This is a genomic window from Streptomyces sp. NPDC111520, from assembly GCF_055635295.1.
Genome location: NZ_JBVKBW010000007.1, coordinates 168,754 through 186,616, shown reverse-complemented (window position 1 = coordinate 186,616; position 17,863 = coordinate 168,754). Strand labels below are relative to the sequence as shown.

Annotated in this window: 15 protein-coding genes; 4 read left to right on the top strand and 11 right to left on the bottom strand. The window is 74.1% G+C overall.

Annotated features, from left to right (window positions below):
• Positions 1-91: 91 nt before the first annotated feature.
• The 6 genes from ACZ7MY_RS18445 to ACZ7MY_RS18420 form a co-directional block, all read right to left on the bottom strand.
• Complete coding sequence (locus tag ACZ7MY_RS18445; protein WP_499603003.1) at positions 92-2,338, bottom strand: MMPL family transporter; 2,247 nt, start codon at positions 2,336-2,338, stop codon at positions 92-94.
• Between the two features lie 48 nt (positions 2,339-2,386).
• The gene (locus tag ACZ7MY_RS18440) at positions 2,387-3,043 is read right to left on the bottom strand and encodes a TetR/AcrR family transcriptional regulator (RefSeq protein ID WP_499603002.1); all 657 of its coding nucleotides are present in this window, start codon (positions 3,041-3,043) and stop codon (positions 2,387-2,389) included.
• 160 nt (positions 3,044-3,203) lie between these two features.
• Positions 3,204-4,358, bottom strand: a complete 1,155-nt coding sequence (locus ACZ7MY_RS18435; protein ID WP_499603001.1) for a spore photoproduct lyase family protein — start codon at positions 4,356-4,358, stop codon at positions 3,204-3,206.
• A gap of 36 nt (positions 4,359-4,394) precedes the next feature.
• Positions 4,395-5,759 carry a cytochrome P450 gene (locus ACZ7MY_RS18430; RefSeq protein ID WP_499603000.1) on the bottom strand — a complete coding sequence of 455 codons (1,365 nt, stop codon included), beginning with the start codon at positions 5,757-5,759 and terminating at the stop codon, positions 4,395-4,397.
• Positions 5,760-6,393: 634 nt separating this feature from the next.
• Entirely contained in the window at positions 6,394-7,215 is an 822-nt protein-coding gene (locus tag ACZ7MY_RS18425) for a DUF3152 domain-containing protein (RefSeq protein WP_499602999.1), read from the bottom strand.
• 206 nt (positions 7,216-7,421) lie between these two features.
• Positions 7,422-8,132 (bottom strand): TetR/AcrR family transcriptional regulator, encoded by a 711-nt coding sequence (locus tag ACZ7MY_RS18420; protein WP_499602998.1) that lies wholly within the window; start codon positions 8,130-8,132, stop codon positions 7,422-7,424.
• A gap of 116 nt (positions 8,133-8,248) precedes the next feature.
• On the opposite strand from ACZ7MY_RS18420, the gene ACZ7MY_RS18415 reads away from it, so the two are divergent.
• Positions 8,249-9,493 (top strand): saccharopine dehydrogenase family protein, encoded by a 1,245-nt coding sequence (locus ACZ7MY_RS18415; RefSeq protein WP_499602997.1) that lies wholly within the window; start codon positions 8,249-8,251, stop codon positions 9,491-9,493.
• A 52-nt stretch (positions 9,494-9,545) separates the two neighbouring features.
• Here the strand turns inward: ACZ7MY_RS18415 and tgmB are convergent, their stop codons facing one another.
• From tgmB to ACZ7MY_RS18390, 5 genes are all read right to left on the bottom strand, one after another.
• Positions 9,546-10,469: an ATP-grasp ribosomal peptide maturase gene (gene tgmB / locus ACZ7MY_RS18410; RefSeq protein WP_499602996.1), complete on the bottom strand. Its 924-nt coding sequence runs from the start codon at positions 10,467-10,469 to the stop codon at positions 9,546-9,548.
• Positions 10,470-10,483: 14 nt separating this feature from the next.
• Positions 10,484-10,675: a putative ATP-grasp-modified RiPP gene (gene tgmA, locus ACZ7MY_RS18405; RefSeq protein WP_018562451.1), complete on the bottom strand. Its 192-nt coding sequence runs from the start codon at positions 10,673-10,675 to the stop codon at positions 10,484-10,486.
• 242 nt (positions 10,676-10,917) lie between these two features.
• Complete coding sequence (locus ACZ7MY_RS18400) at positions 10,918-12,405, bottom strand: cryptochrome/photolyase family protein (RefSeq protein WP_499602995.1); 1,488 nt, start codon at positions 12,403-12,405, stop codon at positions 10,918-10,920.
• A 164-nt stretch (positions 12,406-12,569) separates the two neighbouring features.
• Complete coding sequence (locus tag ACZ7MY_RS18395) at positions 12,570-13,124, bottom strand: GNAT family N-acetyltransferase (protein WP_499602993.1); 555 nt, start codon at positions 13,122-13,124, stop codon at positions 12,570-12,572.
• Entirely contained in the window at positions 13,121-14,026 is a 906-nt protein-coding gene (locus tag ACZ7MY_RS18390) for an amidohydrolase family protein (protein WP_499602991.1), read from the bottom strand. The genes ACZ7MY_RS18395 and ACZ7MY_RS18390 overlap by 4 nt, the downstream gene beginning before the upstream one ends.
• Positions 14,027-14,166: 140 nt before the next feature.
• On the opposite strand from ACZ7MY_RS18390, the gene ACZ7MY_RS18385 reads away from it, so the two are divergent.
• The 3 genes from ACZ7MY_RS18385 (at position 14,167) to ACZ7MY_RS18375 (ending at position 17,855) form a co-directional block, all read left to right on the top strand.
• The gene (locus ACZ7MY_RS18385; protein WP_499602989.1) at positions 14,167-15,384 is read left to right on the top strand and encodes a CaiB/BaiF CoA transferase family protein; all 1,218 of its coding nucleotides are present in this window, start codon (positions 14,167-14,169) and stop codon (positions 15,382-15,384) included.
• A 30-nt stretch (positions 15,385-15,414) separates the two neighbouring features.
• Positions 15,415-16,557 (top strand): acyl-CoA dehydrogenase family protein, encoded by a 1,143-nt coding sequence (locus tag ACZ7MY_RS18380; protein WP_499602987.1) that lies wholly within the window; start codon positions 15,415-15,417, stop codon positions 16,555-16,557.
• Positions 16,558-16,640: 83 nt separating this feature from the next.
• Complete coding sequence (locus tag ACZ7MY_RS18375) at positions 16,641-17,855, top strand: acetyl-CoA C-acetyltransferase (protein ID WP_499602986.1); 1,215 nt, start codon at positions 16,641-16,643, stop codon at positions 17,853-17,855.
• Positions 17,856-17,863: the final 8 nt, after the last annotated feature.

The window sequence follows — 17,863 nt, the reverse complement described above, 5'->3', positions numbered from 1 at the left end:
GTCGTACGGCCCCGCGCCCCACGCTACCCAGCCCCCGGCCCACGCCGCAGGGGGGTGGCGTGGGCCGGGGAGGCGCGGGACGTACGCGGGGTCAGGCGCGGGCCGGCTCCCGCTCCGCCGCCGGACCGGACGGCTCCGCCCCGTCCGCCGCGCCCGCGGGGCGCAGCCCCTCGCCCTCGACGTCGACGTCCGGCAGGATCCGGTCCAGCCAGGACGGCAGCCACCAGGCCCGCCGGCCGAGCAGCGCCAGCACCGCGGGGACGACGGCCATGCGCACGATGAAGGCGTCGAAGAAGACGGCGATGGCCAGACCGAAGCCGATCGACTTGATCATCGCCTCGCCGGAGCCGATGAACCCGGCGAAGACGGCGATCATGATGACCGCGGCCGCGGTGACCACCCGGGCACCGTGCCGGAACCCGGTGACGATCGCCTGCCCGGGGCGCTCGCCGTGGACGTGCGCCTCACGGATGCGGGTGACCAGGAAGACCTCGTAGTCCATGGCGAGACCGAAGACCACGCCCACCAGGAAGATCGGCATCATCGACATGATCGGCCCGGTCTGCTCCACACCCAGCAGGGAGGCCAGCCACCCCCACTGGAACACCGCGACGACCGCGCCGAGGGCCGCCGTCACCGAGAGCAGGAAGCCCAGGGCGGCCTTCAGCGGGACGAGCACGGAACGGAACACGACGATCAGCAGCACGAAGGCGAGGCCGACGACGAGTGCCAGGTAGGGCAGCAGCGCGTCGGTGAGCTTCTGCGAGGTGTCGATGTTCATCGCCGTGGTGCCGGTGACGGAGACCTTGGCACCGGTGCGGTCGGTGATCCGGTCGCCCGTGCCGCGGATCGCCGCGACCAGGTCCTCGGTCTCGGTGCTGCTCGGCTTGGACGCGGGCACCACGGTGATGGTCGCGGTGTCCCCGGCCTTGTTGAACCTCGGCGGGGTCACGGCCGCCACGTCGTCCAGGCCCTTGATGTCCGTGGTCGTCTCGCGGACGGCGCCCCGGGGGTCGTCGGCGCCCCTGACGTCGACGACCACGACGAGCGGCCCGTTGAAGCCGGGGCCGAAGCCCTCGGACAGCAGGTCGTACGCCCGGCGCTGGGTCGTCGAGGCGGGCTGGGAGCCGTCGTCGCCGAGACCGAGCTCGATCGACGCGGCGGGTACGGCCGCCGCGCCGAGCGCCGCGACGCAGACCAGCAGCACGGCGACGGGACGCCGGATGACGAAACGGGCCCAGCGGGTGCCCATGTTGGGCCGCTCGGCCGGGGGCCTGCGGTGGGCGTGGTGGGCGTTCCTGCCGCGGCGGCGGAACAGCCCGCCGGCGTCGGCCGGGCGGATCCGCCGGCCGGCGAAGCCGATGAGCGCGGGCACCAGGGTGAGGGCGATGAGGACGGCGATGACGACGGTGCCGGCGGCGGCGACGCCCATCTTCGTCAGCATCGGGATGTCGACGACCGACAGGCCCACCAGCGCGATCACGACGGTCAGTCCGGCGAAGACCACGGCGGAGCCGGCGGTGCCGACGGCGCGTCCGGCCGCCTCCTCGCCCCGGCGCCCCTCGGCGAGTTCGGCGCGGAAGCGGGACACGATGAACAGGGCGTAGTCGATGCCCACGGCCAGGCCGATCATCATGGCCAGGATCGATGTGGTGGAGCCCAGGTCGAGGGCGCTCGCCAGCGCGGTGATGGAGCTGACGCCGATCCCGACGCCGATCAGTGCCGTGACCAGGGGCAGGCCGGCGGAGACCAGGGAACCGAAGGTGATCACCAGGACGACCGCCGCGACGGCGATGCCGATCACCTCGGTCGCCCCGGTCTCGGGGGCCGTCTGCAGCGCGTCGCCGCCGATCTCCACGGTCAGCCCGGTGTCACGGGCGTGCTCCGCGGCGGTCTCCAGCGCCTCGCGGGAGGAGTCCCGCAGCTCCATGCCGGGGACCTCGTACGCCACGCGGACGTAGGCGACGGTCCGGTCCTCGCTCACGGCCTTCGCGGTGTACGGGTCGTCGACGGAGGCGACCTCGGAGCCGCGCCGCAGCTCGTCGACGACCTTCCGGACGGTCTTCTTGTTGGCGCGTTCCGTCATCTTCCCGCCGGCGGGGGCCTTGAGGACCACGCGGGCGGTCGCACCGTCGGAGCCGGTGCCGGGGAAGCGCTCGTCGAGGAGGTCGAAGGCCTTCTGGGACTCGGTGCCGGGCACGGAGAAGGAGGAGCTGCCCGCGGCGGGCGCGTTGGCGGCGCCGACGCCGGCGAGGGCGAGCAGCGCCACCCAGATCAGGACGACGAAGTGCCGTCGCCGGAAGGCGAACCGGCCGGTCCGGTAGAGGAACGTGGCCACGGGGGCGTACTCCCTGTCGGGTTCGGGGGCGGAGGTGGAGGGGCGCCGTCAGGGAGCGGGCGCGGCGGCGGGGGCGGATGCGGGGGCGGGCGGTCCGTCTGCGGGTCCGGGACGGACGCCGAGCGCGGGCAGCACGACCGCGTCGAGGAAGGCCAGCAGGTAGGCCTGCGTGGGCGGCTCGCCCTCGAGCACCTGCCGGGTGACGAAGGCGCCCAGCAGCATCTGCAGGAGGTGGGGGAGCGCCGGGTTGTCCGCGCTGATCTCCCCGCGGTCGACGGCACGCCGCAGCAGGGCGTCCAGGCCCGAGCGCTCCGGCTGGACCATGACCTCGCGCAGGGCCCGCATCAGGTCGGGGTTGCCCTGCAGGGCCATGGTCAGGCCGCGCATGAGTGCGCACTGGCGCTCCATCCGCCGGTCGTCCACGAGGGTCAGCAGGGCACGGAGGTCGCCGCTGAGGCTCCCGGTGTCGACGTCACCGGCGCCGGCCGGCTGCTCGTGGCGCAGGGCCATGGCGACCAGCTGTGCCTTGCCGCCCCACTGCCGGTACAGGGTGGCCTTGCTGCAGTGGCCGCGGGTGGCGAGGGCGTCCATGGTCAGGGCCTCGTAGCCGACCTCGCGGAGCAGGTCGAGGGTGCTCGCGTAGACCGCGGCCTCGCGCTCCGGGGTGAGGCGGCTGCCGCGGCGGGCGGCGACCGGTACGGTCATGAACCCTCTCCGTCCTGAACGAAACCGTTTCGTACTCCTCAGAGGCTAAGCTCCGGCTCGTCGAAACGAAACGGTTTCGTACGTGGCCTGCATCACGCCGCGAACGGGAACTCCCGGAGGGAACGCGCGCGGCACGTGAGGAGATGAGGCCGGAGCAGCCTCAGAAGGCGTAGCGGATGCGGAGCCACGGCGCGTGCTCCGCGGCGAGGTCCAGCAGCCGGCGCACGGACGCCGCCTTCTCCGCGGCGCGGTAGCGCACGTTGAGGTCACCGTTCTGCGACCGCTTGGGCTCCTGCAATTCCGGGCGCCACAGCAGCTCCTCGGCCCGGGGGTGCCAGCCCAGGTTCACCTCGTGCAGCCCGGCGTTGTGGGTGAGCATGATCACCTCGGCCGCCGCCTGGGCCTTCACCGCCGCCGGAAGGACGTCGTCCAGCCGCCGGAACAGCTCCGCCCACGCGTCCTGCCAGCCGGGCCGCACGACGACCGGGGACAGGTTGAAGTGCACCTCGTACCCGGCCTCGAGGAAGTCGCCCGCGGCGGCGATCCGTTCGGCGACCGGGCTGGTCCGGACGTCCAGCAGCCGGGAGTCCTCGGGCGGCATCAGGGAGAAGCGGATCCTGGTGCGCCCGCGTGGGTCGAGCAGCAGCAGGTCGGGGTTGACGAACTTGGTCGCGAAGGACGCCTTCGCCGTGGGCCAGTGCCGGAAGGCCGCCACGAGGTCGGCGGTGTTGTCGCCGATCAGGGCGTCCACCGAGCAGTCGCCGTTCTCGCCGACGTCGTACACCCACGCGCGCGGGTCGCACTGGTTGGGAGCGGGCTTGCGGCCCTGCTCCGCGACGTGCCGTGCGACGCGGGCGATGATCCGGTCGACGTTGGTGAAGGTGGTGACCGGGTTGGCGTAGCCCTTGCGGCGGGGGACGTAGCAGTAGGCGCAGGCCATGGCGCAGCCGTTCGAGGCGCCGGGCGCGATCCAGTCGGCGGAGCGGCCGTTGGGGCGCACGGCCAGGGTCTTCTTCACCCCGAGGACGAGCGTCCCCGCCTTGATCCGCACCCAGCGCGCGGCGTTGCCCTCGTTGCCGTGCAGGCCCGGGATCCGCCAGTGCGACGGCACCTCGACCACCTCGGCGTCCGGGAAGCGGGCAAGGATCTCCCGCCCCCGCGGCGAGGCGGCCGCCTCCGGCTCGGCGTACACCGTGCGGACGTCCAGCAGGCGCGCCGCGGCGGGGGAGTCGCGGAAGGACGTGGGGGCCGGCGCCGTGTGCCGCGTGGGCAGGACGTCGTCGAGCGGGAACAGCCCTTCCGGTTCCGGTGCCACCGTCCCGACCCTACCCGGACGGGCGGGCCCGTCGGCTCACACGGCACGCAGCGTCGCGGTCACCTCCCGGCCCGGCTGCAGGGTCAGTCCCGGGCGCGGCGGGATCTCGCCGGGGTCGACGTCCACGTGGAAGCGCCGGGCGAGCGTGGCCAGCACCAGCACCGCCTCCACCATCGCGAAGCGGGCGCCCAGGCAGGCCCGCGCGCCGCCGCCGAACGGGAACCAGGCGTGGTCCGGCAGCGCGGCCGCCTCCTCCCCCTCCCACCGTTCGGGCCGGAACTCCCCGGGCGCGGGGAACCAGCGCGCGTCGCGGTGCGCGCTCCACTGGCTGGACCACAGCACGGTGCCCTCGGGCACCGGCCGCCCGTCGAGCACGGAGTCCGCCGTGGCGATCCCGGTCATCAGCCACACGGGAGGGTAGAGCCGCAGGGTCTCCTTGACGACCTGCTCCGTCCAGCTCAGTTCCTTCAGGTCGTCGAACCCCGGGTCGCGGTCGCCCAGCACCCGGGCGAGCTCGTCGGTGAGCCGCTCGCGCGCGGCGGGGTTCCGCGCGAGCAGGTACCAGGCCCAGGTGAGGGTGGTGCCCGTGGTCTCGTGGCCGCCGATGTAGAGCGTGACCGCCTCGTCGCGGACCTCCCGGTCGGTGAGCGGGCGGCCCTCCTCGTCGACGGCCGCCAGCAGCCGGCTCAGCAGGTCGTCGCGTTCCTCGCCGCCGCGCCGCCGGGCCCCGGTGACCCGGGCCACCTCCGCGTCGATCACCTTCACCGCGGCCTTGAGCCGCCGGCGGCCCGGCGTCGGGACCCACGGCGGCAGGAACAGCGTGACGCCCCGGAACTCGTCACCGATGGCGCGCTGGGCGACGTCCATCGCCCGGCCGATCACGTCCTCCCGCCCCTCGGTGTCGGCGCCGAACAGGGTGCGCACCGCGATCCGCTGGGTGAGCGCCAGCATCTCGCGTCGCACGTCCAGGCGCCGGCCCGCCTGCCACCGCTCGCCGGTGGCCGCCGCGCACTCGGCCATCGTGCCGGCGTACGAACGCACCTGCCGGGGGCGCACGGCGGGCTGCACCAGCGCCCGCTTGCGGCGCCACGCGGGACCCTCGCTGGTGACGACGCCGTCCCCGAGCACCAGCTTGAAGGCCCAGCCGAGTTCGGGATGGCGGAAGACGGTCTCGACGCCGGTGAGCAACTCGCCGATGTGCTCGGGCCGGGAGAGGAACAGCGCGCGCTGCGGGCCGAGCCGCCAGCGCACCAGGTCGCCGTGGCCGCGCAGCCTGACGAAGAAGGCGAGCGGGTCGCGGGCGAAGGCCGGCAGGCTGCCGAGCAGCGGCAGCCCGCGCGGGCCGGGGACGGGCCGGACGCCGGCGGCGTCCTCGGGCTGTGCGGTGGTCTCCGCGGTCATGTCGTCCTGTCCTCGGGCTCGACGGCGGGGCACGGGCAGAGCGGTCCGCCCCCAGCAAAGCGGCGCGGCGCGCCGTGCGCCAGGGGGCCTCGGGACGAGCCCGGAGCCGCGCCCCCGCCCCCGCCGTCGCCCCGACGGGCGGGAGGGCTTTGCGGGGGGCACGGGCGCCGCATGACGTGGGGTCCGAACCCCTGGCGGACCCCTCGCGCCGCGGGGGCCGTCCGGCCGACGGCCCGGGAGGGGATGCGGCGGCTTCCGTCGCCCCGATGCGCCGACGCTGCGCAGGACTCTTGGCCCCGGCCCCGGCCCCGGCCCTGGTCGGACGGAGCAGCCGACGGTCACGGGCCGGCCGTCCCGGGTCACGCGCAACGCTCTGCGCGTGATCGACCTCTGGGCCCGGTGGTCACCTCGGCAGCACGCGTCGGTCGGTGGACTCGTCGCGCTGGTCGTGGGGTTCGGCTGGTACGCGACCCGGCCGGTCGAGCCGCCCTGCCCCTACGTCCTGGCCTGGCCGAGCGACGACATGGACGCCGGCTTCCGCCTTACGGTCGAGGGGGAGGCACCGGTGGCGCGGTACGCGCCGGGGCGGCTGGTTCGGCTGAGCGCTGCGCCGGGCGCACGTCCGCCGTTCCGGTCACGGGACGGCGGGGCCGGTGACGGCGCGGCCGTGGCGGTCGAAGGGCCAGGCGTTGGGCGTGCAGCCGTGGAGGCCCTTGATCTGCTGCATCATCGCCGGTGCGGGGCGCCCGGGGCCGGGGCAGCCGCGGTGACCGCGGCCGAGGCGGTGGCCCACCTCGTGGTTGATGATCAGGGCGCGGTACTCGGCCGGGCGGCCCTTGTAGTAGGGGCTGAGCAGCACCCAGCGCTTGAGGTTGACCACGACGTCCTTGCCGCCGCTGCAGTTCACCTCGCCGCCGGTGTCCAGGCCGTACTTCGCGCACAGGTCGTCCGTGGTGTCCGGGGTGGCCAGGCGCACGAGGAAGTCGTACGGCGGCGCGTCGACGCGCCGGAAGGCGGCGCCGGCCCTCGTCCAGCCGCGCTTGTCGGCCAGTATGCGGTCCACCTCGGCGGCCACCGAGGTCGCGGTGAACCCGGTGCCGTCCTCGACCTCCACGCCGTACCGCAGCAGGGGGCCGTGCCCGATGGTCCGCGAGGTGCCGGGGGCCTCGGTGAACCGGCCGTCGCCGTGTTCCGGCACCCGGGCCGGCTTGTGCGTCGGGGTGGCGGTCGGTGCCGGGGCGGTCGTCGTCGTGGGTGCCGTGTACGGCACGGCGGAGGCGGCCGGTCCGTGCTGGGCGGCCGCGGGGGCCGTCCGCCCGCCGGCGTCCCGCCCTGCCAGTACGGCGCACAGTCCCACGGCGCAGACGGCCAGGACCGCGAGGACGGTGAGGCGCGACGCCGTCACGCGCCGCCGGGGCCTCGTCGCGCCACGCTGCTCGGTGCGGGAGCGTGTCATGCGTCGCACTCCCCACGGGCGCCCGGCCCGGACGTCCGCCGCGGCGCTCGCCCGGTCGTCGCGTCCGTGCGTGTCTCCTCGTCCTCGACGACCGGCATCCGCACGTTCCACCAACCCCACTCGCTCTGTCGTTCCGGGACCCGCGCAGGTCAGGGGCGGGTCCGGCCTTCCAGTATGCGGGGGCGGCGGGAGGGTCGGGCGAGCCCTCAGCCCCGGCGCGACGCCGCCAGCCGGGCGGCGGCGCTGTCGAGCAGCATGTCGAGGGCGGTGGGGTAGGCGCTGCGGTTCATCCGGGCGACCAGCAGGTCCGCGGTGGCCGCGATGTGCGGGTGGGTCCGTGCCGGGAGGCGCGCGTACGTCTCCTGCCACACGTCCCGGTCGGCGGCCCGGGCGGCCTCGGGGAGGGCCAGGGTCGCCGCGTCCAGCGCCGCGAAGGCCAGGGCCTGGTCGATGTGGGCCTGGTAGATCGCCACCGCGGCGGGGTCGGGGAACCCGGCGGTGCGCAGGACGCCGAGGACCGCCTCGTCGGCCGCCGTCTCGTGGGCCCGGCCGGAGACCCGGCTGGCGGTGAGCACCGCCGCCTGGGGGTGGGCGAGGTACGCGGTGTGGATGCGCATGCCCAGGTCGCGCAGGTCGGTGCGCCAGCCGCCGCTGGGCCGCCACCCCTCCATCGCCCGGCCCATCAGGTCGTCCGCGATGGCCAGGGTGAGGTCGTCCATGCCGCGGAAGTACCGGTAGAGCGTGCTCGGGTCGGCGCCGAGCGCAGTGCCGAGCCGCCGCACGGTGAGCCCGGCGGGGCCGTGCTCGTGCAGCATGCGCAGCGCGGTGTCGACGATCAGCCGGTGCGAGAGCACCGCCCCGTTCCTGGTGGGGCGGCGGCGCCGGCGTCCCGCCTCCTCGACGACCTTCTTGGGCACGAGGCCCTCCCCTTCCGGCGTGCGTCCTTATGCCAACGCCATTGACCATACGGCGACGGGCGGCGTTTCATCCCTGGGCAGAGGCGCCTCCGCCTCGGAACGGAGAGTTGTCAGCCATGCGTGTACTGCTTGTGGGAGCCGGCGGGGTGGGTACCGCCATCGCCCGGATCGCCGCCCGTCGCCCGTTCTTCGAGGCCATGGTCGTCGCCGACCGGGACCTCGTCCGCGCCGAGGCGGCCGTGGCGTCCGTGGCGTCCGTGGCGTCCGTGGCGTCCGTGGACGGCGGCGGCCGGTTCTCCGCCGCCCGCGTCGACGCCTCCGACGAGGCGGCGGTCGGCGCGCTGCTCGTCCAGGAGCGCTGCGACGTCCTGCTCAACGCCACCGACCCGCGCTTCGTGATGCCCCTGTTCGGCGCGGCCCTCGCCGCCGGCGCCGACTACCTGGACATGGCGATGTCGCTCTCCCGCCCGCATCCGGAGCGCCCCTACGAGGAGTGCGGGGTCAAGCTCGGCGACGCCCAGTTCGAGCGGGCCGCGGAGTGGGAGCGGGCCGGCCGGCTGGCCCTGGTCGGCATGGGCGTGGAGCCGGGCCTCTCGGACGTCTTCGCCCGCTACGCCGCCGACGAACTGTTCGACGCGATCGAGGAGATCGGGGTGCGCGACGGGGCGAACCTGACCGTCGAGGGCCACGACTTCGCACCGTCGTTCAGCATCTGGACCACGATCGAGGAGTGCCTGAACCCGCCGGTGGTGTACGAGGCCGGACGCGGCTGGTTCACGACCCCGCCCTTCAGCGAGCCGGAGGTCTTCGACTTCCCCGAGGGCATCGGCCCCGTCGGTTGCGTGAACGTCGAGCACGAGGAGGTGCTGCTGATGCCGCGCTGGGTCGACGCGGGGCGCGTCACCTTCAAGTACGGCCTGGGGGAGGAGTTCATCGGCACGCTCAGGACCCTCCACCAGCTCGGCCTGGACCGCACCGAGCCCGTCCGGGTGCCGAGCGGCGGGGGATCCGTCCTGGTCAGCCCGCGGGACGTGGTGGCCGCCTGCCTGCCCGACCCGGCGACGCTGGGCGAGCGCATGCACGGCAAGACCTGCGCCGGCACGTGGGTGAAGGGGACGAAGGACGGCCGGGCGCGCGAGGTGTACCTGTACCACGTCGTCGACAACCAGTGGTCGATGCGCGAGTACGGCTCGCAGGCCGTCGTCTGGCAGACGGCCGTCAACCCCGTGGTGGCGCTGGAGTTGATGGCCGCGGGCACCTGGGCGGGCAGCGGTGTCCTCGGCCCCGAGGCCTTCGCCCCGCGGCCGTTCCTCGACCTGCTGACCTCCTACGGCGCCCCATGGGGTCTGCGCGAGTCCTGACGGGCGGTCAGCCGGGCAGGTGAGCCGGACAGATGATCAGCCGGCCGGGTGATCAGCCGGTGAGCCAGCCGGCGATGGCCGCGGTGATGGGCTGCCCCGTCGCCAGTTCGACGAAGCCGAACTGACCGCCCTGGTTGCACTCCAGGAACCACCAGGTCCCGTCGGTGTCCTCGGCGAAGTCGAAGGCGCCGTAGGCGAGTCCGGCCGCGGTCATGTACTCCCGCACCGAGCGCGCGATGCGCACCGGCGGCTGCACGGGTTCCCAGTCCACGTCCTCGGGGCTGCCGAAACGGCCGTCCACCTGGTCGGGACCGGACTTCTTGCGGGCCGCGAACAACTCCGTCCCGACACAGGTCAGGCGGATGTCAGCGGCCTTGGGTATGTACTGCTGCAGCAGCGTCGGCCCGGCCGCCACCGCGGAGAAGTCGGCATCCGGGGCGACCAGCGTGGTCGGCAGCGCCATCGGCGGGTCGCCCGGGTGCGTGCCGGAGACCGACTTGACCACCAGCCGCGGGTGCTGCTCGGCGAACTCCCGTGCCGCCTGCGGGAAGGTGGTGATGAGCGTGGCGGGGACCGCGAACCCCGAGTGGTGCGCGGTGAACAACTGCCACGGCTTGTAGCGGGCCTGCGTCGCGGCGGCCGGGTGGTTCATCCACCGGGCCCGGACGCAGCGCAGCGCCCCGTACAGTGCCGCGCCGGCCTCGGCGGTCAGCCACTCGGACTGCTCCACCGCGCCCGCGCCGGGTGTGCCGGGTCTTCGTATCCACAGGGAGCGCACGCTGTCCATGCTCACCATGCGCTCCTGGACCGAGAGGTACCCGCGTACGTCACCGCGTACGTACTCGGCCGACATGGACACCTCGCCGGGCAGGTCCGCAGGGTCCAGGCGGACCACCGGCGTCCCGCGGTCGTGCAGCGCGGCCACCACCAGGTCGGCTGTCACGTCCTCGGGAGAGGTGAGGATCAGGACGGTCATCGGGTTCGGGGTGCTCAGTCGTCGAAGTGCGTCTTGGAGCCGGCGGTGGAGACGGTGGCGGCCGTGGCGAGCAGCAGCGCGCGGTCGGTGATGACGGGGCGGCCGTCGGGGAGCACGTTCAGCTGCAGGGCGGAATCGTAGGTGTACGGCGCTACAAATGTTTCGGGTGTGGCCGGTCGGGCATGAATCAGCGCGAACGGTCGCATGGCTTCTCCTCACTTCTCCTGCGCGTCGGGCAGCAACCAGCTCCAGCGCCCAACTGCGGCCCTACGTATGAGACTCACGTGGTGCCCTGAACCGTTCCCTGTTATTGGTGTGACGCAGGTAACTATACGTGCCTGAAGTGCATCGAGTCGCTACGCAGAGTGACATGGTGACTCTCTTTCGTAGGTGTCGCCAGGGGGCACCTGTGTTCGGGTACCCGCTGCGCGGCCGAGGTTGCACTCCGTCACGGTGTCCGGCGCCCGCGCTCCTCCTCCAGCGCCAGCACCTCGGGCAGGTTCCCCAGCCGCTCCAGACCCCGAACCGCCCTCGCCGTACGGTGGTTGGCGGCGAGCAGGTCGCGGTGCCGGTGCACGAAGGACCAGTAGCCGGTCGTGTACGGGCAGGCGCGCTCGCCCGTCCGTTCGGCGGGCCGGTAGGCGCAGCCGTCGCACAGGTCGCTCATGCGGTGGATGTAGGCGCCCGCCGAGGTGTACGGCTTGGTCGTCATCAGCCCGCCGTCCGCGTACTGGGACATCCCGACCACGTTCGGCGCCATCACCCAGTCGTGGCCGTCGACGAAGCAGCGGTGGAACCAGTCCGTCAACTCCGCCGGGTCCCAGCCCTGTTGGAGCGCGTGGCTGCCCAGCACCATCAGCCGGGGGATGTGGTGGGTCCAGCCCGTGTCCCGGACCTGGGCCAGCACCGTCGACAGGCAGCGCGCCCGCACCGCGTCGGCGTCCAGTTCCAGGAACCACCGCGGCAGCCGCGTGTGGTGGTCCAGCGCGTTGCGCTGCCGGTAGTCCGCGCCGAAGTGCCAGTAGACCTGCTGCACGTACTCCCGCCATCCGGCGACCTGCCGGACGAAGCCCTCCACGCTGTTCAGCGGCGCCTCACCGCTGCGCAGCGCGCGCTCCGCCCGCTCGACGCACTCGGCGGGGTGCAACAGCCCCAGGTTCAGGGGGGCGGAGAGCAGGCTGTGGCTCATCACCGGGTCCCCGGCGAGCATCGCGTCCTCGTACCGGCCGAAATCCGGCAACCGGTGCGCCACGAAGGCGCGCAGCGCCGCCAGCGCCTCGCGCCGGGTCGCGGGGAACAGCCGCGGGCCGTCGCGTCCGACGAAGCGGACCAGGCCCTCGCGCTCCCAGCGGTCCAGGTCGCGCCGGACCTCCTCGTCGATCTCGTCCTCGTGCGGCCGCCAGGGCGGCCGCACCCCGAGGTCGTCCCGGTCGCGCGGCGGCGGCTCCCGGTTGTCGTGGTCCAGGTTCCACCGTCCGCCCGCCGGTTCGCCGCCGTCCATCAGCAGGTCGTGGGACCGGCGCACCCAGCGGTAGAAGTCCTCCAGCAGCAGGCGTCCGCCGCGGCGCCCTTCGAGCCAGCCGGCGAAGTCCTCGCGCGACACCAGGAATCCCCGGTCCGGCAGGACCTCGACCTGGTCCAGCCCCTCCACCAGCCGAAGCGCGGCCCGCGAGGCCGGCCGGGACACCGTCACCCGCGCGTCGCCGACCGCCTCGCGCAGCCCCTCGCGGTAGGTCGCGGCCCGGACGTAGCGCACCCGGTCGCCGAGTTCCGCCGCCCGGTGCCGCATCGCCGACAGCACGAGGTGCGCCTTGGCGCGGTGCGAGCGGCGCCGGGCGAACGCCGAGCGTGCCTCGATCATCACCACGGGGACGCCGCGGCCGAGGAAGTGCGGCCCCAACTGATCGCCGAAGAGCCAGTGCGGACATGGCGCCATAAGGGGTACCTCCGGGGCGTGTGCGGCGGGACGTAACGGGATGTTCCGGGCGGGGACATCCTTCATCACGCCGGCGGCCGACGCCCGCAACGGCGCCCGTGGCGGCCCGCCGGTGTCGCCGTACCGTGCCCTCCCCGCGCCCTCCCTCCCTGCGCCCGGGCGGATCAGTCCCGTGCGGTGCCCGAAGGCGGGGTGACGTCGCGCCGCCAGCGGGTCTCGCCGTCCACGACGACGGACGTGGGCGCCAGGCCCGCGGCGGCCGCGACCGCCCCGGAAGCCCCGTGCCCCGGGTGGACGTGGGCGATCACGCGGCCGACCGGGAGCGTCGTGAGCCATCCGACCAGGGCGACGGCCGCCTCGGTGGCGATGCCGCGGCCCTGCCACGGCGTGCCGACCACCCAGGCGACCTCCGCGACCGTGCCGTCAGGGGTGTCCCACGCCACCGTGGCCTGCACGGTGCCGGTGAGGCGGCCGTCCTCGCGGAGCCGGAGCACCCAGTTCCACCAGGAGACCGCGGGGTCCCCTGAGCCGCCGACCAGGCGCGTGTAGCGGGCGCGCAGGCCCGGCGCGTCGTACGGGGTGCCGCCGGTGAACTCGTGGAGCCCGGGGTCGGAGAGCACATCGGCCATCTCCTCCGCGTGCTCCACCCGCAGCGGTTCGAGCAGCAGCCGCGGCGTGGTGATCGCCTCCGGCCCCGCGGGCCGCCCGGGCGGGGTCACCGCGGCATCCCGAAGAGGCGTACGGCGTTGCCGTGCAGGACGCCCCGCGCCCACGCGTCGCCCAGCTCCAGCCGCGTCAGCGCCCGCAGCGCGTGCAGGTACGCGTACGGGATGTTGGGGAAGTCGCTGCCGAACAGCACGCGTTCACCGAGGTCGGCCAGCCGCTTGCGCTCCGGGGGCGGGAAGGGCGCGGCGGCCTCGCTGAAGTCCGTGAACGCCATCGTGGTGTCCAGGTGCACGCCCTCGTACCGCTCGGCGAGGTCCAGGAACGCCCCGTACTCGGGCATGCCCATGTGCGCGACGACCAGCCGCAGCCGGGGGTGCCGGGCCAGCAGCCGGGCGATCGGGCCGGGACCCGTGTGCCGGCCGGGGACGGGACCCGAGCCGCAGTGGGTGACGACGGGGACGCCGGCGTCCGCGAGCAGCCCCCAGACGGGGTCGAGCAGCGGGTCGTTGGGGTCGAAGGCCCCCACCTGCACGTGGCACTTGAAGACCCGGGCGCCGGCCTCCAGGGCCTGCCGGACGTAGCCGGGCGCCTCCGGCTCCGGGAAGAAGGTCGCCGTGTGCAGGCAGTCGGGCGTCCGGGCGGCGAAGTCCGCGGCCCAGGCGTTCAGCCAGGCGGCCATCGCCGGCTTGTGCGGGTAGAGCATCGAGGTGAAGGCGCGCACCCCGTACGCCCGCAGCGTGGCCACCCGCTCCTCCTCGCCGGTGCGGTACGCGATCGGCCACGGCCGGCCCGTGAGCGGGCCGGCGGAGTCGAAGTACGCCCAGACCTTGGCGAGCACGCGGTCCGGCATGAAGTGCGTGTGCACGTCCACGATCCCCGGCAGGCCCAGGCCCCGCCAGAGCTCCCTCACCCGTACGGCGTCGTCCGGCGGGCCTGCGTCCGTCACCTCTGCCACTGTGCCTCCTCCATGGTGGTGATCCTCACACGAACCGCGGCCCGCCGGGGCTGCGGCCCTTGTCAACGGCATCGCACATCCATAGCATCGCCAGTGTTACAGCAATACTGTCATGCTCGCCGCGAAGCCGGAGGCCCCCGATGACCGAGGCGCGAACGCGACCGCGGGAGGCGTCCGAGGCGTCCACCGCGGGCGGGCCGCTCACCGGTGTGCGCGTGGTGGAACTGGCCGGCATCGGCCCGGCCCCGTTCGCCGCCATGCTCCTCGGCGACCTCGGTGCCGACGTCGTCCGCGTCGACCGGCCCGGCGGCTCCCGGCTCGGCATCGACCCGGCGCACGACGTCACCAACCGCAACAAGCGCTCCGTGGTCGCCGACCTCAAGAGCGAGGAGGGCGTACGGCTGGTCCTGGACCTGGCCGCCCGCGCTGACGTCCTGCTGGAGGGCAACCGCCCCGGCGTCGCCGAACGCCTGGGCGTCGGCCCGGCCGACTGCCACGCCCGCAACCCCCGCCTCGTCTACGGCCGCATGACCGGCTGGGGCCAGGACGGGCCGCTCGCCCCGCGCGCCGGGCACGACATCGGCTACATCGCCGTCGCCGGGGCCCTCGGGATGATCGGCCCCGGCGACGGACCGCCCGCGATCCCGGCCAACCTGCTCGGCGACTACGCCGGGGGCTCCCTCTACCTGGTCACCGGGGTGCTCGCCGCCCTGCACCACGCCCGGACCACCGGCACAGGCCAGGTCGTCGACGCGGCCATCGTCGACGGTGTCGCCCACCTCGGCGCGATGATCCGCGGCATGGCCGCCGCCGGCGGCTGGCAGGACCGGCGGGGCGTCAACCTGCTGGACGGCGGCTGCCCCTACTACGCCGTCTACGAGACCGCCGACGGCGGATGGATGGCCGTCGGCGCCCTGGAACCCGCCTTCTACGCCGAGTTCGCCCGGCTGCTCGGCCTCCCCGAGGACGCGCCGGACCGGGGCGACCTCGGACGCTGGGACGAACTGCGCGCGGTGATCGCGGCCCGCTTCACGACCCGTACCCGCCAGGAGTGGACGGAGGTCTTCGAGGGCAGCGACGCCTGCACGGCGCCGGTGCTGTCGCTGGCCGAGGCCGCGGCCCATCCCCACCTGGCGGCCCGCGGCACCTTCGCCGGCCCCGGCGGCGTCACCCAGCCCGCCCCTGCCCCGCGCTTCTCCGTCACCCCCGGCGCGCTGCGGCGACCGCCCGCCCTGCCCGGCGCGCACACCGCGGAGGTCGCCCGCGACTGGGACCTCCAGGTGCCGCGGACGGTCGCGCCCGCCGCCGCGACGCCCGTCACCTCGCTCATCGAGCGGGCCGCGGACCGGCTCCCGTAGCCGGGCCACCGGCGGAAGGCAGGCACCAGCATGCAGCGCGAGCTCTTCACGGCCGAGCACGAGGCGTTCCGCGAGACCGTCAGGGCCTTCCTGGCCAAGGAGGTGCTGCCGCACCACGAGCGCTGGGAGAAGGCCGGCATCGTCGACCGGGAGGCCTGGCTCGCCGCCGGCCGCCAGGGCCTGCTCGGCCCCGCGGTGCCCGAGGAGTACGGCGGCGGGGGCAACGACGACTTCCGTCACGCGGTCGTGCTGGCCGAGGAGTTCGCCCGCGCCGGGGCGCACGGGCTCGCCCTGGGCCTGCACAACGACATCGTCGGCCCCTACCTGACGGGACTGGCCACCGAGGAGCAGAAGCGGCGCTGGCTGCCGGGGTTCTGCAGCGGCGAGACCATCACGGCCATCGCCATGACCGAACCCGGCGCCGGCTCCGACCTGCAGGGCATCCGCACCACCGCCACCGACGCGGGCGACGCCTGGATCCTCGACGGCTCCAAGACCTTCATCTCCAACGGGATCCTCGCCGACCTCGTGGTGGTCGTCGCCCGCACCACCCCCGAGGGCGGTGCGCGCGGGCTGAGCCTGCTCGTGGTGGAACGCGGCATGCCCGGCTTCGAACGCGGCCGCAACCTCGACAAGATCGGCCAGAAGGCGCAGGACACCGCCGAACTCTTCTTCCACCAGGTGCGGGTGCCCAAGGAGAACCTGCTGGGCACCGGGAACCAGGCCTTCCTCCACCTCATGGCCAACCTCGCCCAGGAGCGGCTCACCATCGCCGTCGCCGCGGCGGCCGCCGCCGAGCACCTGCTGGAGCTCACCACCACCTACGTCAAGCAGCGCGCGGCCTTCGGCCGGCCGCTCGCCCGGCTGCAGCACGTACGGTTCGAGATCGCCGAGATGGCCACCGAATGCGCCGTCACCCGCACCTTCGTCGACCGCTGCGTGGGCGAGCACACGGCGGGCCGCCTCGACGCGGTGCACGCGTCGATGGCCAAATGGTGGGCGACGGAACTGCAGAAGCGGGTCACCGACCGCTGCCTGCAACTGCACGGCGGCTACGGCTACATGCGCGAGTTCCCGATCGCCAGGGCCTTCACCGACGGGCGCGTCCAGACCATCTACGGCGGTACCACGGAGATCATGAAGGAGATCATCGGCCGTTCGCTGCTCGGCTGACCACCGCGGCCCCGTCCCGCCCCACCCCACACACCCACCCGGACCCTGCCCACACCGGCACCCTCACCGAAAGGCACCCGACGTTGAGCACCGACGCCTACGTCTACGAGGCCATCCGCACCCCGCGCGGGCGCGGCAAGGCCAACGGCTCCCTCCACGGCACCAAGCCCATCGACCTGGTCACCGGGCTCATCGACGAACTGCGCCGCCGCCTGCCCGGCCTTGACCCGGCCGCGATCGACGACATCGTGCTCGGCGTCGTCACCCCGATCGGCGACCAGGGCTCCGACATCGCCAAGACCGCCGCCATCGCCGCCGGCCTGCCCGAGACCGTGGCCGGCGTCCAGGAGAACCGCTTCTGCGCCTCCGGTCTGGAGGCCGTCAACATGGCCGCCGCCAAGGTCCGTTCCGGCTGGGAGGACCTCGTCCTCGCGGGCGGTGTCGAGTCGATGTCCCGCGTCGCGATGGGCTCCGACGGCGGCGCCTGGGCCATGGACCCGATGACCAGCTACACCACGGGCTTCGTGCCGCAGGGCGTCGGGGCCGACCTCATCGCCACCATCGAGGGCCTCAGCCGCCACGACGTGGACTCCTACGCCGCCGAGTCGCAGGCCCGCGCCGTCGAGGCGTGGAAGGAGGGCCGCTTCGACCGCTCCGTCGTCCCCGTCCTCGACCGCAACGGCCTGGTCGTCCTCGACCGCGACGAGCACATCCGCCCCGGCACCACCGCCGAGAGCCTGGCCGGGCTCAAGCCGTCCTTCGCCACGATCGGCGAGGCGGGCGGCTTCGACGCCGTCGCGCTGCAGAAGTACCACTGGATCGAGCGGATCGACCACGTCCACCACGCGGGCAACTCGTCCGGCATCGTGGACGGCGCCGCCCTGGTGGCCATCGGCAACCGCGAGACGGGGGAGCGCTTCGGCCTGACCCCCCGCGCCCGCATCGTCTCCGCCGCGGTGTCCGGCTCGGACCCCACCATCATGCTCACCGGTCCCGCTCCCGCCTGCCGCAAGGCACTCGCCAAGGCCGGGCTGACCGTCGACGACATCGACCTCGTCGAGATCAACGAGGCCTTCGCCGCCGTCGTCCTGCGCTTCATGCGCGAGATGGGCCTGAGCCACGACAAGGTCAACGTCAACGGCGGCGCCATCGCGCTCGGCCACCCCCTCGGTGCCACCGGCGCCATGATCCTGGGCACCCTGGTCGACGAACTGGAGCGCCGCGACCAGCGGTACGGACTCGCCACGCTGTGCGTCGGCGGCGGCATGGGCATCGCCACCGTCGTCGAACGCCTCTGACACCCCCG

Excerpts from the sequence above, each read along its gene's own strand:
- ACZ7MY_RS18440 (WP_499603002.1), bottom strand. The coding sequence starts at position 3,043 with ATGACCGTACCGGTCGCCGCCCGCCGCGGCAGCCGCCTCACCCCGGAG.
- ACZ7MY_RS18430 (WP_499603000.1), bottom strand. The coding sequence starts at position 5,759 with ATGACCGCGGAGACCACCGCACAGCCCGAGGACGCCGCCGGCGTCCGG.
- ACZ7MY_RS18425 (WP_499602999.1), bottom strand. The coding sequence starts at position 7,215 with ATGACACGCTCCCGCACCGAGCAGCGTGGCGCGACGAGGCCCCGGCGG.
- ACZ7MY_RS18415 (WP_499602997.1), top strand. The coding sequence starts at position 8,249 with ATGCGTGTACTGCTTGTGGGAGCCGGCGGGGTGGGTACCGCCATCGCC.
- tgmB (WP_499602996.1), bottom strand. The coding sequence starts at position 10,469 with ATGACCGTCCTGATCCTCACCTCTCCCGAGGACGTGACAGCCGACCTG.
- tgmA (WP_018562451.1), bottom strand. The coding sequence starts at position 10,675 with ATGCGACCGTTCGCGCTGATTCATGCCCGACCGGCCACACCCGAAACA.
- ACZ7MY_RS18400 (WP_499602995.1), bottom strand. The coding sequence starts at position 12,405 with ATGGCGCCATGTCCGCACTGGCTCTTCGGCGATCAGTTGGGGCCGCAC.
- ACZ7MY_RS18385 (WP_499602989.1), top strand. The coding sequence starts at position 14,167 with ATGACCGAGGCGCGAACGCGACCGCGGGAGGCGTCCGAGGCGTCCACC.
- ACZ7MY_RS18380 (WP_499602987.1), top strand. The coding sequence starts at position 15,415 with ATGCAGCGCGAGCTCTTCACGGCCGAGCACGAGGCGTTCCGCGAGACC.